The sequence below is a fragment of the Amycolatopsis sp. NPDC039088 genome (assembly GCF_055598845.1).
Map to the genome: position 1 here is coordinate 1 of NZ_JBVKAE010000006.1, position 26,308 is coordinate 26,308.

Below are 26,308 nucleotides of genomic sequence, written 5' to 3' on the forward strand. Positions count from 1 at the left end.
TCCAGAATCAGGCCTGCTCTACCCCGGCCCGACCTTGATCAACGGAAGATCGGGGACACTCAATGTCCCCGATCTTCCGTTGATCAAGCTCCGCCGCTGGTGCGCGGCCCGTGACAGTGCAGGAATAGTCGCCTGACCTGCAAGATCGCGACTTTGCCGGGACCCTGCCTTCAGCGTAGGGAAGGAGGCCTTCACGGCGTGTCGGGTGACCAGGAGTGCCGCATTTAGAGGACTAAATGCGGGATCAGGACACCTCGGACGAGTTCGCCGCCCACGTGTTGCACTGGTACATCCGGTTCTTCTGCGCGCCGTGCTGCCACCACGAGACGGCGTGCGCGTCGGAGCCGTGGTCGCGCGGGCCGCCGTTGTGGTCGCCGCGGTCCTGCGATCCCCACGCGTCCCGGTACATCGCCTGATCGACCGAGCCGCCGCGGCCCACCGTCGAGCCGAGGAACGTCCCGGAAAGACACTGCGCCGAAAGTTCGTTCCGCCGCGACATCTCCAGCCCCGCCGCCGAGTCGGTGCCCGCTTCGTACCGCGCGTCCCAATAGGCGTCCGAGATACCGGAAAGCGCCTGGATGTGGTGCGCGTACTCGTGGGCGAAGACGGCCAGGTAGACCCCGGGGCGGTTGCCGTACTGGTCGACCTGGAGGCCTTCGTACGGCATGTACAGCGTCTCGTTCTGTGAACAGTAGAAGGCCGCCACCGCGCCGTTGCTGGCGTCACCGCACGGGCTCGACCAGTTCTTGCCGGAGGGGTACTTCACGGTCGGGATCCGGAACGGCAGTTTCGTGTAGTTCATGACCTGTTGCCACACGCTGTCCAGACAAGGCCGCGCGCTCTCGAAGAAAGCCGACGCCGCGTTCGGGTTGTTACCCCAGCGCGAGAGGTTGCACGCCTGGTTCGGCAGGCCGACGTTGGTATTCAGCCACAGCGGGTTGTCCGCCAGCTTGTGCTGCGGTTGCGGGCCGGACGGCGCCCGGCTGGCCGAGGTCTCGCGGGTCGAGCCGGCCGACGTCTCGCGCGTGGCGGTCGAACCGCGCGAGCTGGTGCCGGTCGTCGTGGTGGACGTGTCACTGGACGTGGTCGTCGTCGAGTAGTCCGAAGTGGACGTGGTCGGGTAGGCGCCGGTCGTGTACCCGGCGTCCGCGGTGTGGCGCGTACCGCTGTTCGCGATGGCGATCACCATGATCAGCCCGCCCATCACCGCCATCACGGCCACGATCGCGACGGCCGCGATGACCCCGCCGTTCGACTTCTTGGCGCGGTATCCGCCGTAGGGCGTGAACGCCGGCTGCGTGAAACGCGGGCCGTAGGGAAGCTGTGGCGGGCCGACGGCGCCGGGCTGGAACGGGACCGGGGCGCCGATCCGCGGCGGCGGAAGCGGAGCCGCGCCCGGCGGGGGGAGCGGGATCCCGCCGCTCGGGGGGCCCGGCCGGTACGGCGGCGGGATCGGCGTCGGCTGCGAGATCGGCGGCCTGCCAGGGCCCTGCGGACCCTGATGACCCGGCCCCTGCTGCGCTGGACGGCCGGGCGGAACCGGGCCAGGCCGGTTCGGCGGCGGCACCGGTGGCCTGCCCTGCGGACCACCGCGAGGCGGCAGCGGGCGCGCGCCCGGCGGCGGGAGCGGACGGCCACCCTGCGGAGGCCGTGGCGGCGTCGGTGGTGGAGTCGGCCGGCGCCGCGGATCAGGCGGGCCGGGCGGCTGGTGGTTCATCGAGTGGATCCCCCATGCGGTCTGCAACGCCTTCCGGCCCAGGTGGCGGGTTTCGGCGTTTCGGCGGTCAGCATAGATCGGCTGGCCTAGAGTGTGTGGCTGTGTTGACGAAATGGGGGACGGCGGTCGTGGCCGTCGCGGCGAGCACGGCCTTGATGGCCCCGCCGACGGATTCGAACGTTCCGGAGGCGCCCGAAGCGGGCCCTTCGCTGACGAACGCGCCGCAATTGCCGAAGCCGCCGCCGCTCGGCGCGCGCGGCGAGCTCGGGCTGCTGCAGCCACCGAGCGGCGTGGCCACGAACGTCGCGGTGAAGGTGGAACGCGACGGTTCGGTGTCGATCACCGAGCAGGTGACCGTCCCGGGTGGACAGCACCTGGTACGCCGTATTCCGTTGAAGGTTCCCGCCACCGACGAGCAGGACCGGGTCTACGGCATCCGTGACGTCTCGCTCGAAGGCGCGGGCAAGACCGAGCTGACCGGCGAGCAGCTGGTCGCCACCTTCGATGGCGGAGCGGCCACCCTCAAGTACAAAGTGGACGGAGCGGTCGCCGACGTCGGCGGCGCGCAGCAGGTGCGCTGGCAGGTCGCGAGCGGCTGGGACGGCGAAGTGTCCCGGGTGTCGGCTTCGTTCAGCGCGCCGACCCGCGAAACGCCCACAGTGGACTGTTTCGCCGGGCCGCTGGGTTCGGACAGGCAGTGTTCGCTCGCCGAGACCGACCACAGCGGGGTCGTCCGCATCGAACAGGACAAGCTCGCGGCCGGGGAGCGGGTCGACCTCGCCGTCCAGCTCCCGGCGGGCACCGTGCCCGCCAACGCGCGCTTCGAGCGCGTCGACTCGGTCGGCGGCGCGTTCGCGCTGACCACGCTCACCGGCATCGGTTTCGGGGTACTGGCACTGTTCCTCGTGCTCGGCGCGCTCGCCGTCTGGCTGTCGCGCCGTCGCGACAAGGGCGCGCTGATCGCGGGCACCGGCCCGGTCGACGTCCTCATGCGTGACGGCGATCGTGTCTCCTTCGCCTCGCCGGACGGCGTCCTGCCCGGCCAGGTCGGCACGGTCGTCGACGAGACGGTCGACGTCGTGGACGTCAGCGGCACGGTGGTCGATCTCGCGGTCCGCAACTACCTGTGGATCGCCGAGGTCCGCGGCGCCGGAACCGTCGACTGGCAGATCGCCCGCCGCAACGCGCCGGACGAGCACCTCGTCGCCTTCGAGCGCGAGATCTACACCGCCCTGCTCCCCGAGGGCACCGATTCCGTGCTGTTGTCGGAACTCCGCGGCCGCGGCACCGTCGACCTCCGCGTCGCGGGCGAGGCGATGTACGCCGACGTCGTGCACAAGGGCTGGTTCTCGCGCCGCCCGGACAAGAGCCGGAGCAAGCTCACCTTGGCGGGCGTCGGCCTGGTCGCCCTCGGCCTCGTGGGCACCGTGGTGCTGACGTTCACCGCCGGGCACGCGCTGCTCGGGGTCGCGGTGGCGCTCGCCGGGCTCGCCGTGCTGCTGGGCGCGTCGTGGGTGCCGCCGAGGACCTCGCGCGGCAGGCGTCTGGTCGGCCAGGTGCGCGGGCTCCTCGAATACCTGCACACGGTCAAGGTCGCCGACATTCCGTTGGGGGACCGGGAAATGGTGTTCTCCCGATCGCTGCCGTACGCCATCGTGCTCGGCGACACCGAACACTGGCTCCGGACGTTCGAGGCGCTCGACCCGTCGGCGGACGGTTCGGCCGGGCTGTACTGGTTCGGCGGGCTCGAAGGTGATCGGGATCTGCGCCGGTTCGCCGCGCATCTGCCGTCGTTCCTGTCCGCCTTGGACGGTCTGCTCGCCGAATCCGGTCACCTGCGCTCCATCCGCCCGGAACCGGTCCCCGCCTGACGTGAAGATCTGCTTGCTGGTCGGCCTCCTGCTGGTGCTGGGCGCGACACCGGCGTCGGCGCAAGGCGAACCGCAACTGCCCACGCTGCCCAACAGTGCGGAGATCTCGCTCAAGGTGGAACGCGACGGCGCGCTCTCGGTCGTCGAGGCCGTGTCCGTGCCGAGCGAAGCGACGATGACGCGCCGCGTTCCGTTGCGGACCGCCGCCCCGCGCGACCGTGACCGGATCATCGGCATCCGCGACGTCGTCATCGAGGGCGCCGGCGATTCCGAGCTGACCGACGACGAATTCACCATCCGGCTCAAGGGCGGCACCTCGATCGTCCGGTACACAGTGGACGGTGCGGTCGCCGAAGCCGACGGCCTGCTGCGGGTCGCCTGGCAGATCGCGGGCGGCTGGGATACCGGCCTCGAACTCGTGCGCGCCGGCTTCGCCGCGCCGGTCATCCCGAACGCGGTCACCTGCTACGCCGGTCCCGAAGGTTCGCGCGCGCACTGCGGGACCGCGCAGATCGGGCATTCCGGACTGACCCGGTTCAGTCAGCAGAACCTCGCCGCCGGACAGCGGATGGAGATCTCGGTCGAGCTGCCCGGCGGCACCGTCCCGGCGAACGCGCGGCTGGAGCCGTCGAAGACCTTCGCCGGAGCGTTCGTGCTCACCGCGCCGGTCGGCTGGGCTTGGGGTGGCTTCGCGCTCGCGCTGCTCGCGGGTGCCGTGGCGCTGGGCGTGCTGCGACGGCGGGACAAGCGTCCGGGCGGCGCGCTCCCGGTCCGGCTGCTCACCGGGAAGGACGACCAGGCGGCGTTCGCGTCACCTGAGGGCGTGCTGCCGGGACAGGTCGGGTTCGTCCTTTCGGGGCGGGCCGACGCCGTCGATCTGGCGGCGACGGTCGTCGACCTCGCGGTCCGGAACTACCTGTGGGTGAGCGAGGAGCCCGGCGAACTCACCGACTGGCGACTCGTCCGCCGCAACCCGCCGGACGAGCAGCTCACCGCCTTCGAACGCGCGGTGTTCGACCTCCTGCTCCCGGACGGGCGGGAGTCGATCCTGTTGTCGGAGATCCAGTCCGCGGGCATCGGGGTCGAAGCGGTGCGGGGCGCGCTGCGTGACAGCGTGGTCGAGCGTCGCTGGTACTCGCGAGGGCCCGGCAAGCTCGCCCGGGCCGGTCTGCGGGTCTGCTTCTACGGCCTGTTCCTCACCGTCCTGCTGGCGCTGACCGTCGGCTACGCGCAACTCGGGCTGATCATCATCGCCGCGGGCGCGGTACTCGCCGTCACCGCCCGTTGGCTGCCGGTGCGCACGGGGGCGGGCGTCGCGTTGCACCGGCGGCTGCTCGGAGTCCGTGACGCGGTGCTGGAGACCAAGGCGACGGCCGTCCCGAAGCTCGAACGCGAGGTACTCCTGTCGCGGGCGCTGCCCTACGCGCTCGCTCTCGGCGAACAAGAAACCTGGATCGCCGGCTTCGCCGGGATCAAGGGACCGCCCAAGATCTACTGGTACGGCAGGGAAGCCGCCGGAGAGGTGGGGATCGCGCGGGTGAGCGACTTCACGGCCGCGCTAGTGGGAACCTTCGCCGCGACCCGCCAGGGTCGTCGCCTGAAGTCGTGACCAAGCCGTAGGGTGGTGCGCATGGCCGATCCCGAGCTTGTCCGATTCACCCTCGACAACGGTCTGCGCGTGGTGCTCGCGCCCGACGAGACCGCTCCGGTGGTGGGTGTCAGCGTCCACTACGACGTGGGCTTCCGTTCCGAGCCCGAGGGGCGCACCGGTTTCGCGCACCTTTTCGAGCATTTGATGTTCCAGGGGAGCGAGAGCCTGGAGAAGCTCGCGCACTTCCGGTACGTCCAGTCGAGTGGTGGCAGCTTCAACGGCTCCACCCATCCGGACTACACGGACTACTTCGAGGTGCTTCCCGCCGCGGCTCTCGAGCGCGCCCTGTTCCTCGAAGCGGACAGGATGCGGGCGCCGAAGCTGACGCAGGAGAACCTGGCCAACCAGATCGACGTGGTCAAGGAGGAGATCCGCCTCAACGTGCTGAACCGGCCGTACGGCGGATTCCCGTGGATCCTGCTCCCGCCGGTGCTGTACTCCACGTTCCCCAACGCGCACAACGGTTACGGCGGTTTCGAGGATCTCGAACAGGCCACCCTGGACGACTGCGCGGCCTTCTTCGACACCTACTACTCGCCCGCGAACGCGGTGCTGACCGTCGCCGGTGACTTCACCGTCGAGCAGGCCCGCGAGCTGATCGAGAAGCACTTCGGCGACGTGCCGCACCGGCCCGCGCCCCAGCGCCCGTCGTTCGCCGAGCCCGCCCCCGAGGGCGAACTGCGCGGCGAGCACGTGGACCCGCACGCCCCGCTGCCCGCGGTCGCCCTCGGTTACCGCATGCCGGATCCGATCAACGACCTCGACGGCTACCTGGCGAACCTCGTGCTCGCCGGCGTGCTGACCGACGGTGACGGCTCCCGGCTGCAGCAGCGCCTGGTGCACCGCGAGCCGCTGGTCGTCGACATCGGCGCGGGCGCCGGGCTGTTCGGCCCGTTCGAGGCCCGCGACCCGGACACGTTCACCATCACCGCGATCCACCCGCACGAGGTGAGCACCGACCAGGTCCTCGCCGCGCTGGACGAGGAACTGGAGAAGCTGGCGGCCACGCCGCCGGAGGACCAGGAACTGAAGAAGGTCACCGCGCGCTGGGCCGCGAGCCTGCACTCCGAGCACGACAAGCTGGTGTCCCGCACGCTGGCGCTGGGCTCGTTCGAGCTGCTGTACGGCGACGCGTCGCTGGTGCACCGGCTCGCCGAGAAGATGTCGGCGGTCACCGCGGAAGCCGTTTCGGCGGCGGCGAAGGCACTGCGGCCGGACTCGCGCGCGGTCCTCGTCATCCGTCCCGGCAGTGCCGATTCAGAGCAGGAAGGTACCGAGCAGTGAGCGCACCGCACCGCACCGCCGAGGAGATCGGCCGCACGGCCGCCGGGCCGCGTCCGGTCCCGTCGCTGGGGACGCAGCGCGCCGCCGCCGATCTGTCCCATGTGGACACCACACTGAGCAACGGGCTGCGGGTGCTCGCCGTCCGCAAGGCCACCGTGCCGCTGGTCGAGCTGCGGATGTGGATCCCGTTCGCCGGTGACGACGCGCTGCACCCGGCCACCGCCGAGGTGCTGGCCGAGACGCTGCTGACCGGCACCGCCCGCCGCGACCGCATCGAGGTCGACGCCGACCTGGCGCTGATCGGCGGCGACCTGGGCGCCGGTGTCGACCCGGAGCGGCTGGCCGTCAACGGTACGTCGCTGGCCGACGGCCTGCCGACGATGCTCGACGTCCTCGCCGACGCGCTCACCGGCGCGTCGTACGCGGACGCCGAGGTGGAACGGGAACGCGAGCGGCTCATCGAGCGGATCGCCGTCTCGCGCACCCAGCCGAGGACGATCGCCCGCGAGGCGCTGCAGAAGCACCGCTACGGCGACCACCCGGCGACGCGTGAGGTGCCGAAGGCCGAAGACGTGGCGGTCGTGACGCCGGAGCAGGTGCGCGCGCTGCACCAGGCTTCGGTGCTGCCGCGCGGATCCGTGCTGGTTCTCGTCGGCGACATCGACCCGCAGACCATCATCGGCGACCTGGAGAAGGCGCTCGGCGGCTGGGCTTCGGACCGCTCCGCCGTCCGGCTGCCCGCGCTGCCCGAGCTCACCGGCGGCGACGTCCTGCTCGTGCCGCGTGCCGGTGCTGTGCAGTCGCAGATCCGGCTGTCCGCGCAGACCGTTCCGCGTACGGACCCGGGTTACGCCGCGCTGCAGCTGGCGAACCTCGCCTACGGCGGGTATTTCTCGTCGCGGCTGGTCGAGAACATCCGTGAGGACAAGGGGTACACCTACAGCGCCCACTCCGGATTCGAGTTCACCGACCAGACCGCGGTGGTGAACGTCGACGCGGACACCGCGACCGACGCGACCGCGGCCGCCCTGCTGGAGACGCGGTACGAACTGGCGAGGCTGGGGCTCGTGCCGCCGACCGCGGACGAGGTCGAGTCGGTGCGGCAGTACGCGATCGGTTCGCTGGTCACGTCGGCGTCGTCGCAGGGCGGGCTGGCCGCCCAGCTGTCCGCGCTCGCCGCGACCGGGCTGGGCGCCGAATGGCTCGCCGGGCACCCGGAGCGGCTCGCCGCGGTCACCGCCGAAGACGTGGCCAACGCCGCGCTGGAGTACTTCGCGCCGAAGCGGTTCACCGGGGTCGTCGTCGGCGACGCCGACGTTCTAGCGCCGAAGCTGAAGGCACTGGGCGACGTGACCGTCGGGGAGCCGGCTGAATGAGGTACGAAGGAGGCCGTTCGTGGTCTTGACTCGCGGCACCCGGCCGGGCCACAGTGCGCGCTCCGGCCGCCAGGCCCCGCGATCGCGGCGGCAGGGCGTCCTTTGTCGGATCGTGGGTATTCGTTGTATGCCGCCCCCTGGCGCGATCGTGGTCGCGCGCATACTCGCGGAAGGCACAGCTGAATGAAAACGCCGTTCGGGTTAGGGGCGCTCCCGACGCTTTCGCGCTCCACGGCGGACCGTCAGGAATCCTTGCGCACCAACCCGGACAGGCTCGCCGCGCGCTGGCCGGACGCCCGGGTCGTGCTGCTCGACGAGCACTCCCGCACCCCGGTGGTGGAGGGTTCCGGCACGCTCGCGACCCGCAAGACGCAGGACTTCGGCACCGAGCCGCCCGCCGACGCGATCTTCCTGGGGGAGTGGCAGGGCACCGACTTCTGGTCGCTGCCCGGCCGCCCCGCCGGGGAGACCGAGACCGTCGAGATGGCGGGCAGCTGGGGCGTCGTCGAGGAGGTCCCTCGGCACGAAGGCGAGATCTGGGTCGACCTGCGCGGCTACGGCGACCTGCTCGACGACACGTCGGCAGGGTTGTTCACCACCGCGCAGGCGCTGCGGAACTGGCACCGTCAGGCGAAGTTCTGCACGCGCTGCGGGAGCCCGGTCGAGGTGATCCAGCTGGGCTGGGCGAGCAAGTGCACCGGCTGCGGCCGTGAGGAGTACCCGCGCACCGACCCGGCGGTGATCTGTCTCGTGCACGACGACGCCGGTGTCGACGGCGAGCACGTCCTCTTGGCGCGCCAGCCGATCTGGCCGGAGAACCGGTACTCGATACTCGCCGGTTTCGTCGAGGCGGGCGAGTCGCTCGAAGGCTGTGTCGAGCGGGAGATTCGCGAAGAGGTCGGCGTCGAGGTGCGCGACGTGCGCTACCTCGGCAGCCAGCCGTGGCCGTTCCCGAGGTCGATCATGCTCGGTTTCACCGCGCGGGCGGACATCTCCTCGACGATCGTGCCCGCGGAGGGCGAGATCGAAGAGGCGTTCTGGGTTTCGCGTGAGGAGGTGCGGGCGGCGTTCGCGAACAGCCAGCTGCGGAACGCGGGCGCCGTGCCGACGCCGATCGCCGGTGGCAAGCGGCAGCTGGTGCTGCCGGGGAACTCGTCGATCGCGCGCGTGATGCTGGCGGCCTGGGCCGGTGTCTGACAAGGAGTTCAGTGGGTAAGAACAACCGTCAGAAGCGTGCGGCGAAGAAGCGTGCTCGGGCGGTGCGCGGCCCTACGGCGCCCAAGTACGACTTCGAGTTCACCGTGCCGCCGGTTGCGCCACCTCAGACGCTCAGCGTGGAGATGATCGCCGAAGCGCTTACGCAGGCCGCCTTCGAACACCATGCCGAAGTCGGGCCGAACGGTGCCTCCGATCTGCCCGAGCGAGTGGTGGCCGATCTCGCCGGGGACGGGCCGGTGGCGGAGCCCCGGCCGGTGGCCATCGGTGCCGGGATCGCGGTGGCCGAGCAACTGGTCAGGGCATGGTCGGAAGGCTGGACGCCCGCCGACGTCTGGGAGTTCGCCCGCCGGGGCGAAAGCGCAGCCGTGGTCGCCCTGCTGGTGGACTGCGTGGCCGCCGATCTGGCGAAATACGCATCGTCCACTGTGGATGAACGATGGGCCCGGCAAGTCCGCGATTTCGGCGGAGAGATCTGGTGGGAGCGCGATCGGCCGCATCTGCTGCAGTGGGCCGATCGGCACGGTGCCGACCTCCGTCAGGCGTTGTGGGCCACGATCGAGGTCCTCGGTCTGCTGATGAAGCTGCCGCGGCTGCCGAAGATCCTGCCGCTGCCGGGTACGGCCGCGGCGCGCGCGTCCGCGTCGGCGAACGGTGTCGACCACAAGGTGCTCACCAAGGTGCGCGGCCTGCTGGCCAAGGCTGAATCCACGGAGTATCCCGAGGAAGCCGAAGCCTTTTCGGCCAAGGCGCAAGAGTTGATGAACCGGTACGCCTTCGAGCGTGCCTTGCTCGACGCCGACGCGAACCGGAAGCAGGTCGCGGCGTCGGTCAGGATCTGGCTGGACGCGCCCTACCTCGAGGCCAAATCGCATCTGGTCGCCGCGATCGCGAGAGCGAACCGCGGCAGGTCGGTCTTCTACACCAAACTGGGATTCGTCGCCTTGGTCGGTGAAGCGATGGACCTGGAGATCATCGAAATGCTGGCCACGTCGCTTCTGGTACAGGCGACCCGCGCGATGGTCGCCGAGGGCAAGCAGATCAGCCGCAACGGTACGTCTCAAACCCGGTCGTTCCGGCAGTCCTTCCTGGTGTCGTATGCCGTCCGTATCGGGGAGCGGCTCGAAGAGGCGAGTGCACGCGCACACGACCCGGTCGAAGACGAGCGGTTGCTCCCGGTCTTGGCCGCGCGGTCGCGAGTGGTCGACGAGACCTTCGAAAACATGTTCAGCAACACGGTCCAGCGCTCCGCGACGGTCAGCAACGGGGCCGGCTGGGAAGCGGGCCGGGCGGCCGCGGACCGCGCGGACATCGACATCGAACGCCAAGCCGTCGACGCCGGCGCTTGACTGTCCATAAGGTGCCCGCGTCCATGAAGGAATGGGGACATTCAACGTCCCCATTCCTTCATGGACAAACCCGGGTCGACCCGCGATGGAACCCCGGCCGCGAACCAGGCCAGAGTGATTTCACGGAGCCTCCGGCGACCGGGGCGTGAAATCGCACGTCAGTGGTGGTGTGTCACCCCTTCGAGGATTGACTGCCTGATCAACTGTGCTGCAACGTGAGTCCCGCCGAGTCACTCCGTGTCCAGGCAGGGAGATCCGCTTGGTGTCAACCCTCGTGCGATCGAAATGGAGAAACGGGGGATCATCGCCGACATGGGTGCGGGCTGGAATCTCGGCAACCAGCTCGAAGCCAGCACGGCCGGTCGGCCGAATGAAACGGCGTGGGGTCAGCCTGCCGTGACGCAAGCGTTCATCGACAAGGTGAAGGCGGCGGGCTTCAAGACGATCCGGATCCCGGTCTCCTATCTCGGGACCATCGGGTCCGGTCCGGGCTACGCGGTCGATCCGGCCTGGCTCGACCGAGTCCAGCAGGTCGTCGACTATGCCTACAACCGCGGCTTGTACGTGCTGATCAACATGCACACCGACGGCTACAAGAGCGTCAACGGCTCCTGGCTGATCTGCGACTCGACCGGTCAGGCGACGATCAAGGACAAGTACCAGAAGGTCTGGCGGCAAATCGCCACCCGGTTCAAGAACTACGATCAGCATCTGATCATGGAGGCCATGAACGAGGAGTTCGACGGCCAGTTCGGTGATCCGAGGCAGCCGTGCTACTCGAACATCAACGACTACAACCAGATCTTCGTCGATACCGTGCGCAAGACTGGCGGGAAGAACGACTCACGCTGGCTCCTCATCGCGGGTTGGAACACCAGCATCGACTACACCGTCGGTGACTACGGATTCGTGCTTCCGACCGACAAGAATCGCTCTTCCCGCATTCCCGCCAATGAACAGCGGATCATGATTTCCGTTCACTACTACACCCCCTGGGATTTCGCGGGCGAGGAAAGCGGCACCATCACCCAGTGGGGACGCGGAGCGACGAATTCCGCGAAGAAGTCGACCTGGGGGCAGGAGGACTACCTGGACGCGCAGTTCAAATCGGTGCACGACAAGTTCGACACGAAGGGCTATCCGGTAGTCGTCGGCGAGTACGGGTCGATCGACAAGTCGTCGTTCGATGCGTCGAACAACAAGTACCGGGCGGACTTCGCGCACGCCGTCGTGGCCACCGCGAAGAAGTACGGCGCGGCCCCCGTCTACTGGGACAACGGCGCGAACGGAACATACGGGTTCGGCTTGTTCGACCGAGCGGCACTGACGGTCACTCAGCAGGGCATCGTCGACGCCATCATGAGCGGCCTCCGTTGAGCAAGCACGTGACCTCTCCGTGCCGCGAGCGGAGTTGGTGATTCGCTCACGGGCGCGAAGATCGTTCGCTAAGCTCCCGGTGTCCGGTTTCAGGACCATCGAATCACAACACTGGGGAAAGCATGAAGAACACCTTGCGGCGGTTCGCCGTCGCCGGAGCAGCTGTCGCGGCCATCGTTTCGTTCAGCGCCGTGAACGCGGGAGCTGCGCAGGCCTCGGGCTACGAGTACTTCGGCTCGTACACCGAAGAGGACTGCGGACTCACCGGTCACCATGGCCAGATCGCGGGAGACTGGAACGGGTGGATGTGCTATCCCACCTCGCTCCCCTGGGTGTGGGATCTGTACGTGGATCCCAACTTCTGATCAACGCGTAGCCGAAGGGCCGCTCAGGACGCTCCTGAGCGGCCCTTCGTCGTCTGATGCACCCTCCGCGTCGGCGCGCATACCCGCTGTGCGGAACACACCAAGCGTTATCTCCCCGTTTCCCCACCCCGTTGACGGCTGTGGTTCGGCTCACTACAGTCCCGGGAAACCGTCTGTAAAGTTTCCTAACGAAGTCGGGGGCAAGTCACAGTGCGAGCCGGTAGTCCGCGGATGCTGCGCGAGATCAACGATCGTGCGGCCATCGAGGTCCTCCTCCGGGAGGGCCCGCTGACGCGCTCCGAGCTCGAGGTCGCGATCGGCCTGTCGAAGCCCGCGACGGCACAGCTGCTCACCCGCCTCGAACAGGACGACATCGTCGGCAAGGCGGGTGTGCGCGGCGGTGGCCGCGGGCCGCGGGCGCAGCTCTGGCAGGTCAACGGCGGTCTCGCCTACGTCGCGGCCGTCGACCTCACGCCTCAGAAAGCCGACTTCGTCGTCGCCGACGTCACCGGCGCGGTGCTGGCGGAGTACCAGGTGCCGCTCCCGGTCCACGAGGGCGCCGACGTCGTCGGCACCTTCGGCACGGCGCTCACGAAGGTCGCGAACGACGCCGGACTCGCCGCCACCGATCTCCGCCAGGTCGTCATCGGCGCGCAGGGCGCCTTCGACCCGCGTACCGGCCTGCTCTCTTCGGCGCCGCACATCCCCGGCTGGCTCGGGTTCGACGTGCCGCGCAGGCTCAGCGCGGAACTCGGTGTCGAGGTCACCATCGAGAACGACGTCAACCTCGTCGCCATCGTCGAAATGACCGTCGGCCAGGCCGTCGGGCTGGACGACTTCGTGATGATCTGGCTGAGCGACGGTGTCGGTGGCGCGGTGGTGGTCGGGCGGCGGCTGCTGCGCGGCGCGACCGGTGGTGGCGGCGAGATCGACTGGATGCGCGTTCCCGACCCGGTTTCCGTTGCCCGGCAAGGAGAAAAGCCCCGTGCGGGAGACCGCTTCGGTGACCTCGTCGCGTCACCCGCGGTCGTCGAACTCGCCGCCGCGCACGGGATCGAGGCCGTGGACGGCGCGGACGCGGTCACCAAAGCCCGCGCAAGCGCCAACGAACCCTTCCTCGACGACCTCGCCCGCCGCGTCGCGGGCGGCGCGGCCGGCCTGATCGCGGTCGTCGACCCCGAACTCGTGCTGCTGTCGGGTGACACCAGCCGCGCCGGTGGCGAGGAGTTCGCCGCACTGGTCGCGAAAAGGCTGCACGAACTCGTCCTGCCCCGCACCCCCGTCGGGGTCGCTTCGGTGCAGGGCAACGCGGTCCGCGCGGGCGCGCTCCAATCCGCGCTCGCCACCGTCCGCAGGGACGTCTTCGGCGTCAACACCCCTTCGCTCCTCGGACCCGGGCGGTCCGGGGCGGGAGAGCCGAACCCGATCGTGGCGATCCCGGATTCACGAACAGAACCACCGTCTCCCGCCCCAACCAACTAGGAGGAGGGTCATGAGTTCCACGACCCAGGTTCGGAGAAGTGGCCGCCGTTGGCGCGGCTCGATAGTGCTCGGCGCGGTCACCGTCGCCGCACTGGTGTCCGCCTGTTCGGGCGCCGCAAGTGGTCCGAACGGTGGTTCGGGCGACGCGGCGGCCGCCCCGGCCGCGGACGCGAAGCTCACGCTGACCGTCTACAGCAAGTTCACCGATCGCGAGTACAACGTGGTCACCGCCGGGCTCAACAAGCTCAAGGCGAAGTTCCCGAACATCGAGATCAAGCACGAAGGCCAGCAGGACGACGACAAGATCACCCAGTCCATCCGCGGTGGCAACCCGCCGGACGTGGCGATCTCGTTCTTCACCGACAACCTCGGCGCGTGGTGCTCCACCGGCAGCTTCCAGGATCTCAAGCCCTACATCGACCGCGACAAGATCGACCTGACGCAGATCCCCGACGCGGTCCGCAGCTACACCGAGTTCCAGGGCAAGCGCTGCGCCATGCCGCTGCTCGCCGACGTCTACGGCTTCTACTACAACAAGGACATGTTCGCGGCGAAGGGCATCACGTCGCCGCCGAAGACGACCTCGGAACTGTTCGAGGCCACCAAGAAGCTGACCGAGTTCAACCCGGACGGCTCGATCAAGGTCGCCGGCTTCCTGCCGTCGATGCCGTTCTACGCCAACATGGCGCAGTACTGGGCCCCGAACTTCGGCGCCAGCTACCTCGGCCCCGACGGCCAGTCGCATCTCGCCGACAGCCCCGAGTGGAAGGCGATGTTCGACTTCCAGAAGCAGCTGGTCGACTTCTACGGCGGTCACGCCAAGGTCGAGCAGTTCAAGGCCGGGCTCGGCGAGGAGTACTCGGCGGACCACGGTTTCCAGCGCGGCAAGCTCGCGATGATGATCGATGGCGAATACCGCACCGCGTTCATCAAGGACCAGGCGCCGGAACTGAAGTTCGGCACCGCGGCCCCGCCGGTGCTCGACAGCAAGCCGGACCGCTACGGCGGCGCGTTCACCACGGGCACGATCATCGCGATCCCCAAGGGCGCCAAGAACCCCGGTGCGGCTTGGGAACTGATCAAGCAGGTCACCCTCGACACCGCGACGCTGGTCGACCTGTCGAACGGCCTGAAGAACGTCCCCAGCACCAAGGCCGCGCTGACCGACCCGAAGCTCGAGGTCAACCCCGAGTTCAAGACGTTCCTCGACCTGTACAACGGCGGGAAGCTGCTGCCGAACCCGTCGACCCCGATCGGTGACGCGCACCTCAAGGCGGTCAACGACTTCGCGGAGAAGTGGCAGGCCGGGAACATTCCCGACATGGCCGCCGGCCTGAAGCAGGTCGACGCGCAGATCAACGACGAACTGGCCCAGAAACGCGCCGGCGGCTGATCGCATGACATCGACCCTGGATCCCAGGGCGGTCGCTTCCCCTTCCGCGTCCACCCGGACGCGGAAGGGGAACACGGCGCGCCGCCGTCGTACGGTCTTCTACTTCATCGCCCCGGCGATGCTCGGGTTCCTGATCTTCTTCGGGTACCCGCTCATCGCCACGGTGTACTACTCCTTCACGCGTTACGACCTGATCAACGCGCCGGAATTCGTCGGCTTCGACAACTACATCCGGATGTTCACCAGCGAACAGCTGGTCGGCACCGCCGCGTACAACACGCTGTGGCTGGTGATCGTCCTGACGTTCTGCCGGGTGGTGTTCTCCCTCGGCGTGGCGTCGATCATCTCCCGGCTGAAGTCGGGCGTCGGCCTGGTTCGGACGCTCTGCTATCTGCCGTCGCTGGCCCCGCCCGCCGCGGCGACCCTGGCGTTCGTGTTCCTGTTCAACCCGGAATACGGCCCGGTCAACGCGTTCCTGCGGGCGGTCGGCATCGACGGCGGGTTGTGGTTCAACGACCCGGCGATGTCGAAGCCCGCGCTGACCCTGCTGGTGATGTGGGGTTCGGGCGAGCTGATGATCATCATCCTGGCGGCGCTGCTCGACGTGCCGCAGGAACAGTACGAAGCCGCTCAGCTCGACGGCGCCGGGCCGGTCCGCCGGTTCTGGCACGTCACGCTCCCGTCGATCTCGCCGGTGCTGCTGTTCGGTGTCGTCAACTCGATGATCTTCGCGCTGCAGTTCTTCACGCAGGCGATCGTCGCGGGTTCGGCGGCCGCGGGCGCGGCCGACGTCGCGGGCAACACGAGATTCATCGGTGCGCCACAGAACTCGACGCTGACCTATCCGGTCTGGCTGTACGTCCAGGGTTTCCGGTACTTCAACATGGGTTACGCGGCGGCGATGGCGGTCCTGCTGTTCATCGTGTCGGCCGGGTTCACCTGGATTCTCGTGCGGCAGCTCCGTAAGTCCCAGCACCAGGAGGAGGGCGGATGACCACCCTGGCCGAGCCCCGGCACACCGCCCCGGCGTCCGAACCGCCGAAGGTGCGGGTGCGGCGCCAATGGGACAAGAAGCTGTACTGGATCGCGACGCACAGTCTCGGCATCGCGATGGGCGTGATCTTCATGCTGCCCATCCTGTTCGTGTTCCTCACCGCGGTGATGTCCAGCGATCAGGCGCTTTCGTCGAATTTCTGGCCGAAGGAATGGCACTTCGAGAACTTCATCGAGGTGTTCGAAAAGGCGCCGTTGCTGCAGTACTTCGGCAACAGCATGCTCTATTCGACGCTGGCGACCGCCGGTGCGCTCATCTCGGCGATCCCGGCGGCGTACGCGCTTTCGAAGCTGAAGTTCCGTGGGCAGAACCTGTTCTTCATGCTGACCGTGGCCGCGATGATGCTGCCGCCGCAGGTCACCGTCGTGCCGCTCTACGACCTGTGGGTGCGGCTCGGGTTCACCGGGACACTGGTTCCGCTGATCGTGCCGTACTTCTTCTTCGACGCGTTCTCGATCTTCCTGCTGCGGCAGTTCTTCCTCACCATTCCGAAGGACTACCTGGAAGCGGCGAAGATCGACGGCTGCAACGAGTTCCAGGCGATGGTCAAGGTGCTGATCCCGATGGCGAAGCCGGGTATCGCGGCGACGGCGATGTTCTGCTTCCTGTTCACCTGGAACGACTACTTCGGTCCGTTGCTCTACACCGGTGAGACCCGGGACAGCTGGCCGCTTTCGCTGGCGATCGCGTCGTTCCGCGGGATGCACCACGTGGAATGGAACCTCACCATGGCGGCCACCGCGTTGATCATGCTGCCGGTGATCGTGCTGTTCGTGTTCGCGCAGAAGTCCTTCGTCAAGGGCATCACATTCACAGGGGTCAAGGGATGAAACTGGCAGTCGTCGGTGGTGGGTCCACCTACACACCCGAGCTGATCGACGGGATCGCCGGGCGACGGTCCACTTTGGACGTCGACGAGATCGTGCTGATCGATCCGGACGCCTATCGGGTGGAGGCGGTCGGTGACTTCAGCAATCGGTTGCTGAGTCACGCCGGGCATCCGGCGCGGGTCCGGACCACCGCCAACCTCGAAGAAGGCGTCGAGGGCGCGTCGGCGGTGCTGATCCAGTTGCGGGTCGGCGGGCAGCGCGCGCGGCGCGGGGACGAGACGTTCCCGCACGCGTGCGGTTGTGTCGGGCAGGAGACCACGGGAGCGGGCGGCCTCGCGAAGGCGTTGCGCACCGTGCCGGTGGTGCTCGACATCGCCGACAGGGTAAGGAAAATCGCCGGTGACGACACCTGGATCGTCAACTTCACCAACCCGGTCGGCATCGTCACCAGGGCGCTGCTGAACGAGGGACACCGCGCCGTCGGGCTGTGCAACGTCGCGATCCACCTCCAGCGGACGTTCGCGCATCTGCTCGGCGCCGGCGTCGACGACGTCAAACTCGTGCACACCGGCCTCAACCACCTGAGCTGGGAACGTCAGGTGCTCGTCAACGGTGAAGACCGGCTGCCGGAGTTGCTCGCGGAGCACGCGGAATTCCTCGGCGAACACGTCACCGCGCCGGTGGAATGGATGCGGCGGATGAATGTCGTGCCGTCGTACTACCTGAAGTACTACTACGGGCACGACGAGCAGGTCGTGAAGCAGCGCACCGAGCGGCCGCGCGCGGACGTCGTCAGCGACGTCGAGGAGGAACTGCTCAAGGTGTACCTCGACCCGGAGGTGGTGACCAAACCGGAGCAGCTGGAAAAGCGGGGCGGTGCCTATTATTCCGAGGCCGCGGTGCAGCTGGTGCACGCGCTCACCTCGGGCGGTCCCGCGGAGGAGCACGTCGTCAACGTCCGCAACGAAGGGACTTTCGACTTCCTGCCGGACGACGCCGTCATCGAGGTTCCGTCCCTTGTGGACGGCAAGGGGCCGCGGCCCATCCCGCAGCCGCCGGTGGAGCAGCGGTTCGCCGGGCTCATCGCCGGGGTGACCGCGTACGAGCATCTCGCGCTGGAAGCGGCGATCAAGGGCGGGCGGGACCGGGTGGCCGACGCGCTGCTCGCGCATCCGCTGATCGGCCAGTACACCAAGGCGGACCAGCTCGCGGACACGCTGGTGCAGATCAATCGCCAGTTCCTGCCTTGGGCGGGGGCATGACGGCAGGCCCGGCCGACGTCGTCGTCGCGATCGACGGGGGCAACAGCAAGACCGACGTCCTGATCGTCTCCAGGGACGGGCGGGTGCTCGGGCAGTCGCGAGGGCCGGGCGCGTCCCCGCAGAACATCGGGGTCGACGCCAGCGTCCGCGCGCTGGAAGAGCTGGTGCTGGAGGCCCTTCGCGGGGCAGGGCTTCCCGACGAGCGCCCGTTCGCGACGCATACGTCTGCCTACCTCGCGGGGCTGGATTTCCCGCAGGAGGAAGCGATCCTGCACGCGGCGCTGGCCGCGCGCGGCTGGAGTGACACGCTGATCGTCGGCAACGACACGCTCGCGTTGCTGCGCGCGGGCAGTTCCGATGGCACCGGCGTCGCGGTGGTGTGCGGCGCCGGGATCAACGGCGCCGGTGTCAGCGCCGACGGCCGCGAGCACCGGTTTCCCGCGCTGGGCAAGATCTCCGGCGACTGGGGCGGCGGCTACCGGTTGGGCGAGGAGGCGCTGTGGTGGGCCGTCCGCGCCGAGGACGGCCGTGGCCCGGGCACGGCCCTGCGGACCGCCGTCGCCGCGCATTTCCAGGCCTCGTCGGTGCTGGAAGTGGTGCAGCGCCTGCATTTCGAGGAGCTGCACACCGATGCGATCCACGGGCTGTGCCCACTGCTGTTCGCCGTCGCGGCCGACGGCGACGAGGTGGCGCAGGACGTGGTCGACCGGTTCGTCGAGGAGGTGGCCGTGCTGGTCACGGTCATCCTGCGGCGGCTCGAACTGACCGAGGAGGCACCGGAGGTGGTCCTCGGCGGGGGAGTGCTCACCGGGGTCGGCACGCAGGTGGTCGCGGAGATCGAGCGGCGGTGCCTGAAGGTGGCGCCGCGTGCTTCGATCCGCGTCGTCGACGTCGCCCCCGTGGTCGGCGCGGCACTGTTCGCCCTGGACACCATCGGTGCGGCCGACACGGCCAAAGCCGCCCTGAAGGCCGCGACCAAACGGGTCTGACGCGTCACGATCCGCCGGTGCCGAGCCGGGCGTAGCCACCGCGGAAGAACACCAGCGGGCCACGGCCGGGTGTGGACGACAACGTCCGCACCCGGCCGAGCACGAACAGATGGTCACCTGTGCCGGCGACTTCGTGGAGCTCGCATTCGATCGAGGCGATGGCACCGGCCAGCACGGGGGAGCCCGTGGCGCCGGGACGCCAGCGCACGCCGCCGAACTTGTCACCCCCGCTGACGGCGAACGACCGGCACAGGTCCTCCTGGTCCTCGCCGAGTACGTTGACCGCGAAGACGCCGGTCCGTTCGATGCGTGGCCAGCTCGACGACGTCCTGGCGGGGAAGAAGCCGACCATGGCCGGGTCGAGCGACACCGAGGTGAAGGAGCTGACGGCCAGCCCGACCGGTCCCCCCGCGTCGATCCCGGTGACTATGGCCACGCCGCTGGGGAAGTGGCCGAGGACGTGACGGAACGTGGACTGCCCGTTGGCGGCGGTCGTCGGATCGGCGGTCATCTCGTCTCCTTCCGGGGTGGCGCCGTCAGTCCGCGACGGCGAGGTCGCGGATGTTGCGGTTTCCGTCGGCCCACAGGATGTTCATGGTGAGGGCGCTGATCTTCCAGCCCTCCTCGGTGCGGGTGAAGCCGTACCGGTACTCGCCACCCAAGGTCCACAGTGGACTCCCGTGCTCGTTCGGCAGGGAATGGGTCGCCTGGAACATGGCGGTGGCTTCGGCGGTGTCACCGTCGAGCCGCACGATGTGGTTGGCCAGCAGGTGCTGGGTGGCCTTGAGGCCGGTCCGGTTGCCGCGCCATTTCGCGACGACGTCGGCGCGGGGCACGCTCACGGGTTCTCCGCCGTTGAGGCTGGTGTAGTCCAGCAGTACCTCGCCGGTGAACAGCGACACCAGGCTTTCCCACTCGCAGTGGTCGAGGTGCCAGGCCATGCGCAGGGTCAGTTCCACGACCTCGGTGCGGTCGAGCGGAAGGTCGGCCACGACTTCTCCAATCCCGAAAAGGGTGGTTCGCGAATTCCGCCCGGAACGGTGGGCGGGACATTTCGAGTCTCGCCGCCGTCGTGAAGTCGTTCCAGAGCCGAATGCTCCTAGGTTCGCGTCGGGTGGTGGTGGCACTCCCGGGCGGGTTGCGGCCATCCGGGCGAGAGCGCCGTCACAGTGCCATCCGGTCGCTTGGCCCAGGCCGTTCCGGCGAGGCTCGCTGACCTGCGGATTCGCTCAGGCCTGGGGTCTCGACGCGACGTATCGGAACTCAAAAAAAACCTTCCGGAAGGTTTGACATGCCTCGCGAGGGCCACTTACTTTCGATTGCGTGGCAGTCAAGGATTCGGAACTGAGAAGTCCCTACCGGGAAAGAGAATCTCTTCGACATTTTCTCCGCTCGCGCCGGGCTCGCCTGACTCCGGCCGACGTGGGCCTCGTCCATGGAGGCCGCAGGAACACCCCCGGTCTGCGTCGTGAAGAGGTCGCCGTGCTGGCGGGGGTCAGCGCGTCTTGGTACACCTGGCTCGAACAGGGCCGGGACATCAAGGTCTCGGAAACCGTGCTCGACTCGATCAGCGACGCGCTCCGGCTCAATGACATCGAACGCGCACACCTCTACCGGCTCACCGGTACCAATCCGCCACCGCTGCCGGCCAAGGCCACGTCCGGTGAGGTGTCGCGGCTGCAACGCACCGTCGAGGCGCTTCCGGCGCCCGCCTACGTCGTCGACCGCTATTGGAACAGCTTGGCGGCCAACGAAAAGGCGCGTTCCCTGCTGGGGGTCACGGAGACGGGGTACAACCATCTCATCGGGTTCTTCACCGATCCGCAGGTGATGCGCCGGTACCTGCGCTGGGACGATCTCGCCCGGCAGCTGGTCGGCCAGTTCCGTGTGCAGGCGACGCGGTACGCGGGCGATCACGGGTTCGCCGCGCTGACCGTCCGGCTCTGTTCGGCCAGTCCCCGGTTCGCCGAACTCTGGGGCAGGCACGAGACCCGGGACTGCGCGATGACCAAGGTCGATCTGCGTGGCCCCGCCGACGAGGTTCTTTCCTACGAGCAGATGATCCTCGGTTTCGCCGACCGGACGGATCTGCTCCTGATGTTGTACGTGCCACCGGTGATCGACGGTGGCAACGGTCCTGCCGATTCCCGGCTGAGCTGATGAAGGAGAAACCTGTGGGCAGCAAGAAGATCGCGATCCTCGGTGCGGGCAAGATCGGCCGCCCGATCGGGCGGCACTGGCTGGCGGCCGGCCATGAGGTGGTCTTCGGGTCGCGGCGGCCGGAGCGGCTCACCGACCTCGACGGCGGGAAGGCGGCCGGTTTCGCCGAAGCGGCGGCTTCCGCCGAAATCGTCCTGCTTTCGGTGCCGTATCCGGCTTTGGGGGGTCTTCTGGAGACGGCAGGCGCCGCACTCGACGGCAAGATCGTCATCGACGCCACCAACCCGATGGGGCTTTCCGCCGACGGTCACATCATCTCGCTGCTCGATCCCGGCGTCACCCAGGGACGGGCCACCGCGGATCGCCTTCCCGGAGCCAGGGTCGCCCGCGCGTTCACCCACGTCATGGACGAACTCCTCTGGTCGCGGGGTACCCAGCAGCGCGACTTCTGGGGGATGGCCTACGCGGCGGACGATCCGGAGACCGGCGAGGTCGTCGCAGGGTTGATCGCCGACGCCGGGTTCATCCCGGTCGGTCTCGGTGGTCTCGATGATTCGGCCGCGCTCGATCCCGGCGGCCCGGTGTTCCCGCATCTGTTCACCCCGGCGGATCTGCGGGTCGCCGCCGGGCTGGTCGCGGCGGCCTCTCGGTGACCGCGGTAGTCCCTCGCGTCGCGCCGTTGTTCACCGGGTTCGATCTCGGACCGCTGCGGTTGCGCAACCGCGTGGTGATGGCGCCGATGACCAGGCAGCTGTCCCCGGACGGTGTACCGGGGGCGGATGTCGCCGAGTACTACGCGCGCCGTGCACGGCACGAAGTCGGGCTGATCATCACCGAAGGCACCACGGTCGATCATCCGGCGGCGTCGAGCAGTACGGACGTGCCGCGGTTCCACGGCGCGGACGCGCTTTCCGGCTGGGCGGAGGTGGTGCGGGCGGTGCACGCGGCGGGCGGGAAGATCGCGCCGCAGCTGTGGCACGTCGGATTCGACCCGCTGCTGTGGGGAAAGTCCGCCACCGAACGGGACCGGATGATGCCCGACGGGGTCGTCCCGATGAGCCCCTCGGGAATCGCACCGGACAGTCCGGCGCACCGCCCGATGACCGAACAGGAGATCGCCGACGTCATCGACGCTTTCGCCCGCGCCGCCGCGGACGCGCGACGGATCGGCTTCGACGCGATCGAACTGCACGCCGCGCACGGCTATCTGCTCGACCAGTTCCTCTGGGCGACGACCAACCGCCGCACCGACTCCTACGGTGGCGATCTCCTCGGCCGGACCAGATTCACCGCCGAGGTCATCGCCGCCTGCCGGTGGGCGGTCGGCAGGGACTTCCCGATCATTCTGCGGTTCTCCCAGTGGAAGGTCGGTCACTACCAGGCGAGATTGGCGAAGGGCCCGGACGAGCTGGAGCGGCTGCTCGGCCCGTTCGTGACCGCCGGCGTGACCGCTTTCCACTGTTCCACGAGGAGATTCTGGCGCCCGGAATTCGACGGCTCGCCGCTGAACCTGGCAGGCTGGACCAAGAAGGTGACCGGCAGCCCGGTGATCACCGTCGGCTCCGTCGGTCTGGAGGACAGCGATTTCCTGGGCTATCTGAAAGGCGAAGGCGCCCGTGCCGGGGAGGTCGACGCGGTAGCCGACAGGCTCCGCGAAGGCGAGTTCGACCTCGTCGCAGTCGGGCGGGCGTTGCTGGCCGACCCGGAATGGGTGACGAAACTGCGTGAAGGTGGTGACCGGCGCGCGTTCGACGCCGACCTGTTGAAGACACTCGACTGAAGAATCGGCGAAAGCGGCCCCGGCGGAAACCCGCCGGGGCCGCTTCGCTGTCTCCGCGAAACCTGGTGGCGGTGGCACTATGCCGGGAAGAGCCGGGATAAACCCGCTCTGGCAAAGGAAACTCCCAAGTCGGATAGTCGTCTTAGGACAGTTCCCGAAATCGCCGGAGGAATGACATGGCCGCCAACGGAACAGCTCCGGAAACGACGCTCCTCGGTTCGATAGACGACTACCTCGGCCCGCGCGCACGCCGGTTCTTCGGTGAGGGATTCAAACGCGCCGAACACCGGATCACCGACGTCCGGATCGTCGACGGCGCGGTGTCGGCGACCGCCACGGTGGACTACCCGGCCGACTGGTCGCGCAAGGGGGACCACGACCAGCGACCGCATCTCTCCACTGTGGACGTTCTGGTGCTCGGCGCGTGGCTCGCCGAGACGCAGCTGGCGCACACACGAGGGTTGACGCCCGCGCAGCGTGCCGACGCGGTCTTGCTCCGCGCGGACATCAGGGCGGGGACCACGCCGGTGGAGGAAGAACTTCGCGGGTTCCGCGTCACGGCCGCCGCCGCGGTCACCACCCCGCTGGCCGACGGGCGGATCCGCAGCGTGGTCGACTGTGTGATCGGCACCCTCACGCTGCGGTGCGAGATCGACCACGAACCGGGGGTGCCCAACGCCGCGCCCGCGGAATTCGGCGGCCCTGAAGAGATCTTGGGAGACGAAGGAATTCGCCTGTTCGCGGAAGGGCACCGGAACAGGCGGCAGTTCGTCGAGAAGGTCTCGGCCGACGTCGCCGCGGTGACGGCCGGCGCGGACGTCCGTATCGAAGGCCCCGATGTGGTGCCCCTTTCCGCGTCGGCGCTCATCGTCGACACCTTCGTCGTCGGTCTCCAGCTCGGTCAGGTCCTGCTCTACGAACTCGACTCGGTCAGTCGTGCCCGCAGCAACACGCTCTGGATGCGGCGGACCGTGCTGAGTTGCGAACGACCGGGGGAACCGCGGCTGCCCGGTGGGCCGGTCGCCTTCCGGCTCGAGAAGGCGAAGCTGCTGGAGAACAGCAAGGGACAGGTTTGGCGGGCCGCCGACATCGTCGGTGAATTCCAAGGTGTCCGTCTGCGGTGTTCGGTCGCGCACCGGCTGCCGTGACCGCTTCCAGTACCGAGAACACGACCAGAGAAAGGCAACAGAAGATGAAACTCGCCATTTCCGGCACCTATTCGGTCGGAAAGACCCTCACCACGATGGCCGTCGCGCATCTGACCGGCTTGCCCCGCAGTTCCGCGCTGACCATGCGGGAGCTGCTGCCGATCTCCGTGCCTGGTAAGACCCTGGAGGAGTGCACGGCCGCCGAGATCATCATGCTGATCACCCGGCGGAACCAGGGCAGGGCCGTCAACGAGAGCCACCTCCCCGACGGCTTCGTCTCCGACGGCTCGTCCCTGCACGAATGGTGCTATGGGACGGTGCGGGTGCTCGTCGGGATCAACCCCAACGACTCCGTGCATCTCGAGACGATCGAGATGACCGACGAGATCCGGTTCTACGCCGAGGTGATGCGCCAGATCGGGGTGCCGGCACGGCAGCACGCCAAAGCCACCTACGACGCCTTCGTGCACTTGCCGATCGAGTTCCCGCTCGTCGCGGACGGGCACCGGCCGGTCAACGAACGTTTCCGCGCGCTGGCCGACGAGATGTTGCTGAAGCAGCTGGACGAACTCGGCATCCCGGTGCACATCGTCGGCGGGACCGTGCCGGAACGGCTGGAAAAGATCCTGGACATCTTCGATTTCCGCCCGGTGATGAGCGTCGACGAGGCTATCGAGCGGGCCGAGGCGGACTACGCACTGATCGACACGACCGGCGAGCTCGACCGCGAGCGGGCCGTCATCACCGCATGACGGCCGCGGTGCTGACCGGGCTGGGCACCGCGCTGCCCGCCCGGCTGGTCACGAACGAGGAACTGTCCACGACACTGGACACCACGGACGAGTGGATCCGGACCAGGACCGGGATCGGGCAACGGTTCTGGAGCGACGGGGAATCCACCGGCGATCTGGCCGCCCGGGCGGGGGAACGGGCGCTCGCCGCCGCACGGGTGTCCGAAGTGGACATGGTGGTGCTCGCCACCACCACCCCTGACCATCCCTGTCCGGCCACCGCGCCCGAGGTGGCGTCCCGGCTCGGCCTCGGGCACGCGGCCGCGTTCGACATCGCCGCCGTCTGCAGTGGTTTCGTCTACGCGCTGGCCATGGCGTCCGCCGGCGTCTCGGCGGGGTTGGCGGCCAAGGCGCTCGTCATCGGAGCGGAAACCTACTCGACGATCCTCGATCCGGAGGATCGCACGACGTCGGTGATCTTCGGCGACGGTGCCGGCGCGGTCGTCCTCGAACGAGGAGAGGCGGGCGCACCCGGTTCCTTCGCCGGGTTCGATCTCGGCAGCGACGGGGCCAACCGGGAACTGATCCAGGTGCCCGGCGGCGGTTCGCGCGAACGGACCGGCGCGGACGGGGCGGAAGGCCGCTACTTCACCATGCGGGGCAAGGCGGTCTTCAAGGAAGCGGTGACCAGGATGGCGGGCTCGGCGTCGAGCCTCCTCGAGTCCATCGCCTGGCCGAAGGACTCGGTCGACCTGCTCGTCGGGCACCAGGCCAACACTCGCATCCTGCATGCGCTCGCCGACCACCTCGGCGTACCGCGGGAAAGCGTGGTGGTCGACCTGGACCGGGTCGGCAACACGTCGGCCGCGTCGATCCCGCTCGCTCTCGCCCGCGCCGCCGCCGAGCACCGGCTGCGGCCGGGCGACCGGGTCCTGCTCAGCGCCTTCGGCGGCGGCCTCACCTGGGGCTCCACCGCGCTGGTGTGGCCCGAGCTGCCCATCGCAATTCCCTGACCCGAGGAGGAAGCCCATGTCCCAGCACGTGATGGACCGGCTCGTCACGATCTTGACCGGCCAGCTCGATATCGAGGAGACCCAGCTGACCGCGGACACCGAATTCGAAGAACTCGGCCTGGACTCCCTGGTCCTGGTCGAACTCTCGGTGATCCTGCACCGGGAGTTCGGGGTCGAGGTGACCGACGAGGAACTCGCGGCGGGCCGGACCCTCGGCAGCGCCGCGGCGGTGGTCAGCAGCCGCGCGGCGTAACGGAGGAC

Annotated in this window: 24 protein-coding genes; 21 read left to right on the forward strand and 3 right to left on the reverse strand. The window is 68.6% G+C overall.

What is annotated here, in order from left to right; genetic code table 11:
* Nucleotides 1–244 precede the first annotated feature (244 nt).
* Entirely contained in the window at nt 245–1,717 is a 1,473-nt protein-coding gene (locus ACZ7KI_RS09335) for a neutral zinc metallopeptidase (protein ID WP_470272672.1), read from the reverse strand.
* A gap of 101 nt (nt 1,718–1,818) precedes the next feature.
* Here ACZ7KI_RS09335 and ACZ7KI_RS09340 point away from each other — a divergent pair, with 101 nt between their 5' ends.
* The 14 genes from ACZ7KI_RS09340 (at nt 1,819) to ACZ7KI_RS09405 (ending at nt 19,215) form a co-directional block, all read left to right on the forward strand.
* The gene (locus ACZ7KI_RS09340) at nt 1,819–3,588 is read left to right on the forward strand and encodes a DUF2207 domain-containing protein (RefSeq protein WP_470272905.1); all 1,770 of its coding nucleotides are present in this window, start codon (nt 1,819–1,821) and stop codon (nt 3,586–3,588) included.
* Nucleotide 3,589: 1 nt separating this feature from the next.
* Nucleotides 3,590–5,197 (forward strand): DUF2207 domain-containing protein, encoded by a 1,608-nt coding sequence (locus ACZ7KI_RS09345; protein WP_470272673.1) that lies wholly within the window; start codon nt 3,590–3,592, stop codon nt 5,195–5,197.
* 21 nt (nt 5,198–5,218) lie between these two features.
* On the forward strand, nt 5,219–6,523 hold the full coding sequence (locus ACZ7KI_RS09350; protein ID WP_470272674.1) for a M16 family metallopeptidase: 1,305 nt from the start codon (nt 5,219–5,221) through the stop codon (nt 6,521–6,523).
* Nucleotides 6,520–7,899, forward strand: a complete 1,380-nt coding sequence (locus ACZ7KI_RS09355) for a M16 family metallopeptidase (protein WP_470272675.1) — start codon at nt 6,520–6,522, stop codon at nt 7,897–7,899. The genes ACZ7KI_RS09350 and ACZ7KI_RS09355 overlap by 4 nt, the downstream gene beginning before the upstream one ends.
* 183 nt (nt 7,900–8,082) lie before the next feature.
* Nucleotides 8,083–9,096, forward strand: coding sequence for an NAD(+) diphosphatase (gene nudC / locus ACZ7KI_RS09360; RefSeq protein ID WP_470272676.1), 1,014 nt, complete (start codon nt 8,083–8,085; stop codon nt 9,094–9,096).
* Between the two features lie 11 nt (nt 9,097–9,107).
* Nucleotides 9,108–10,463: a DUF2786 domain-containing protein gene (locus ACZ7KI_RS09365; RefSeq protein ID WP_470272677.1), complete on the forward strand. Its 1,356-nt coding sequence runs from the start codon at nt 9,108–9,110 to the stop codon at nt 10,461–10,463.
* 285 nt (nt 10,464–10,748) lie between these two features.
* Nucleotides 10,749–11,840 carry a glycoside hydrolase family 5 protein gene (locus ACZ7KI_RS09370; RefSeq protein ID WP_470272678.1) on the forward strand — a complete coding sequence of 364 codons (1,092 nt, stop codon included), beginning with the start codon at nt 10,749–10,751 and terminating at the stop codon, nt 11,838–11,840.
* Between the two features lie 122 nt (nt 11,841–11,962).
* The gene (locus tag ACZ7KI_RS09375) at nt 11,963–12,205 is read left to right on the forward strand and encodes a hypothetical protein (protein WP_470272679.1); all 243 of its coding nucleotides are present in this window, start codon (nt 11,963–11,965) and stop codon (nt 12,203–12,205) included.
* A gap of 231 nt (nt 12,206–12,436) precedes the next feature.
* Nucleotides 12,437–13,687: an ROK family protein gene (locus ACZ7KI_RS09380; protein ID WP_470272680.1), complete on the forward strand. Its 1,251-nt coding sequence runs from the start codon at nt 12,437–12,439 to the stop codon at nt 13,685–13,687.
* A gap of 10 nt (nt 13,688–13,697) precedes the next feature.
* A complete protein-coding gene (locus tag ACZ7KI_RS09385; RefSeq protein WP_470272681.1) occupies nt 13,698–15,080 on the forward strand; it encodes an extracellular solute-binding protein in 1,383 nt (460 codons plus the stop codon).
* 4 nt (nt 15,081–15,084) lie between these two features.
* Nucleotides 15,085–16,074, forward strand: coding sequence for a carbohydrate ABC transporter permease (locus ACZ7KI_RS09390; RefSeq protein WP_470272682.1), 990 nt, complete (start codon nt 15,085–15,087; stop codon nt 16,072–16,074).
* A complete protein-coding gene (locus ACZ7KI_RS09395) occupies nt 16,071–16,964 on the forward strand; it encodes a carbohydrate ABC transporter permease (RefSeq protein WP_465504847.1) in 894 nt (297 codons plus the stop codon). Before ACZ7KI_RS09390 ends, ACZ7KI_RS09395 begins: the two co-directional genes overlap by 4 nt.
* A complete protein-coding gene (locus ACZ7KI_RS09400; protein ID WP_470272683.1) occupies nt 16,961–18,226 on the forward strand; it encodes a 6-phospho-beta-glucosidase in 1,266 nt (421 codons plus the stop codon). Before ACZ7KI_RS09395 ends, ACZ7KI_RS09400 begins: the two co-directional genes overlap by 4 nt.
* The gene (locus ACZ7KI_RS09405) at nt 18,211–19,215 is read left to right on the forward strand and encodes an N-acetylglucosamine kinase (RefSeq protein WP_470272684.1); all 1,005 of its coding nucleotides are present in this window, start codon (nt 18,211–18,213) and stop codon (nt 19,213–19,215) included. The genes ACZ7KI_RS09400 and ACZ7KI_RS09405 overlap by 16 nt, the downstream gene beginning before the upstream one ends.
* Nucleotides 19,216–19,219: 4 nt before the next feature.
* Here ACZ7KI_RS09405 and ACZ7KI_RS09410 read toward each other — a convergent pair whose 3' ends face one another.
* Together ACZ7KI_RS09410 and ACZ7KI_RS09415 are read right to left on the reverse strand one after the other, a co-directional pair.
* Nucleotides 19,220–19,726 (reverse strand): flavin reductase family protein, encoded by a 507-nt coding sequence (locus ACZ7KI_RS09410; protein WP_470272685.1) that lies wholly within the window; start codon nt 19,724–19,726, stop codon nt 19,220–19,222.
* A 25-nt stretch (nt 19,727–19,751) separates the two neighbouring features.
* Nucleotides 19,752–20,207: a nuclear transport factor 2 family protein gene (locus ACZ7KI_RS09415; RefSeq protein WP_470272686.1), complete on the reverse strand. Its 456-nt coding sequence runs from the start codon at nt 20,205–20,207 to the stop codon at nt 19,752–19,754.
* 331 nt (nt 20,208–20,538) lie between these two features.
* Here ACZ7KI_RS09415 and ACZ7KI_RS09420 point away from each other — a divergent pair, with 331 nt between their 5' ends.
* The 7 genes from ACZ7KI_RS09420 (at nt 20,539) to ACZ7KI_RS09450 (ending at nt 26,300) form a co-directional block, all read left to right on the forward strand.
* Complete coding sequence (locus ACZ7KI_RS09420; RefSeq protein WP_470272687.1) at nt 20,539–21,375, forward strand: helix-turn-helix transcriptional regulator; 837 nt, start codon at nt 20,539–20,541, stop codon at nt 21,373–21,375.
* A gap of 14 nt (nt 21,376–21,389) precedes the next feature.
* Complete coding sequence (locus ACZ7KI_RS09425; protein WP_470272689.1) at nt 21,390–22,028, forward strand: NADPH-dependent F420 reductase; 639 nt, start codon at nt 21,390–21,392, stop codon at nt 22,026–22,028.
* Nucleotides 22,025–23,155, forward strand: coding sequence for an NADH:flavin oxidoreductase (locus tag ACZ7KI_RS09430; protein ID WP_470272690.1), 1,131 nt, complete (start codon nt 22,025–22,027; stop codon nt 23,153–23,155). Before ACZ7KI_RS09425 ends, ACZ7KI_RS09430 begins: the two co-directional genes overlap by 4 nt.
* A gap of 176 nt (nt 23,156–23,331) precedes the next feature.
* Nucleotides 23,332–24,303, forward strand: a complete 972-nt coding sequence (locus ACZ7KI_RS09435) for an AvrD family protein (RefSeq protein ID WP_470272691.1) — start codon at nt 23,332–23,334, stop codon at nt 24,301–24,303.
* Nucleotides 24,304–24,347: 44 nt separating this feature from the next.
* A complete protein-coding gene (locus tag ACZ7KI_RS09440) occupies nt 24,348–25,055 on the forward strand; it encodes an AAA family ATPase (protein WP_470272692.1) in 708 nt (235 codons plus the stop codon).
* Nucleotides 25,052–26,047 carry a beta-ketoacyl-ACP synthase III gene (locus tag ACZ7KI_RS09445; RefSeq protein ID WP_470272693.1) on the forward strand — a complete coding sequence of 332 codons (996 nt, stop codon included), beginning with the start codon at nt 25,052–25,054 and terminating at the stop codon, nt 26,045–26,047. The genes ACZ7KI_RS09440 and ACZ7KI_RS09445 overlap by 4 nt, the downstream gene beginning before the upstream one ends.
* A 16-nt stretch (nt 26,048–26,063) precedes the next feature.
* Nucleotides 26,064–26,300 (forward strand): acyl carrier protein, encoded by a 237-nt coding sequence (locus tag ACZ7KI_RS09450; RefSeq protein WP_470272694.1) that lies wholly within the window; start codon nt 26,064–26,066, stop codon nt 26,298–26,300.
* Nucleotides 26,301–26,308 lie beyond the last annotated feature (8 nt).

Excerpts from the sequence above, each read along its gene's own strand:
- ACZ7KI_RS09370 (WP_470272678.1), top strand. The coding sequence starts at position 10,749 with ATGGAGAAACGGGGGATCATCGCCGACATGGGTGCGGGCTGGAATCTC.
- ACZ7KI_RS09395 (WP_465504847.1), top strand. The coding sequence starts at position 16,071 with ATGACCACCCTGGCCGAGCCCCGGCACACCGCCCCGGCGTCCGAACCG.
- ACZ7KI_RS09435 (WP_470272691.1), top strand. The coding sequence starts at position 23,332 with ATGGCCGCCAACGGAACAGCTCCGGAAACGACGCTCCTCGGTTCGATA.
- ACZ7KI_RS09440 (WP_470272692.1), top strand. The coding sequence starts at position 24,348 with ATGAAACTCGCCATTTCCGGCACCTATTCGGTCGGAAAGACCCTCACC.
- ACZ7KI_RS09375 (WP_470272679.1), top strand. The coding sequence starts at position 11,963 with ATGAAGAACACCTTGCGGCGGTTCGCCGTCGCCGGAGCAGCTGTCGCG.
- ACZ7KI_RS09410 (WP_470272685.1), bottom strand. The coding sequence starts at position 19,726 with ATGACCGCCGATCCGACGACCGCCGCCAACGGGCAGTCCACGTTCCGT.
- ACZ7KI_RS09400 (WP_470272683.1), top strand. The coding sequence starts at position 16,961 with ATGAAACTGGCAGTCGTCGGTGGTGGGTCCACCTACACACCCGAGCTG.
- ACZ7KI_RS09380 (WP_470272680.1), top strand. The coding sequence starts at position 12,437 with ATGCTGCGCGAGATCAACGATCGTGCGGCCATCGAGGTCCTCCTCCGG.
- ACZ7KI_RS09450 (WP_470272694.1), top strand. The coding sequence starts at position 26,064 with ATGTCCCAGCACGTGATGGACCGGCTCGTCACGATCTTGACCGGCCAG.
- ACZ7KI_RS09335 (WP_470272672.1), bottom strand. The coding sequence starts at position 1,717 with ATGAACCACCAGCCGCCCGGCCCGCCTGATCCGCGGCGCCGGCCGACT.
- ACZ7KI_RS09385 (WP_470272681.1), top strand. The coding sequence starts at position 13,698 with ATGAGTTCCACGACCCAGGTTCGGAGAAGTGGCCGCCGTTGGCGCGGC.
- ACZ7KI_RS09350 (WP_470272674.1), top strand. The coding sequence starts at position 5,219 with ATGGCCGATCCCGAGCTTGTCCGATTCACCCTCGACAACGGTCTGCGC.
- ACZ7KI_RS09390 (WP_470272682.1), top strand. The coding sequence starts at position 15,085 with ATGACATCGACCCTGGATCCCAGGGCGGTCGCTTCCCCTTCCGCGTCC.
- ACZ7KI_RS09445 (WP_470272693.1), top strand. The coding sequence starts at position 25,052 with ATGACGGCCGCGGTGCTGACCGGGCTGGGCACCGCGCTGCCCGCCCGG.
- nudC (WP_470272676.1), top strand. The coding sequence starts at position 8,083 with ATGAAAACGCCGTTCGGGTTAGGGGCGCTCCCGACGCTTTCGCGCTCC.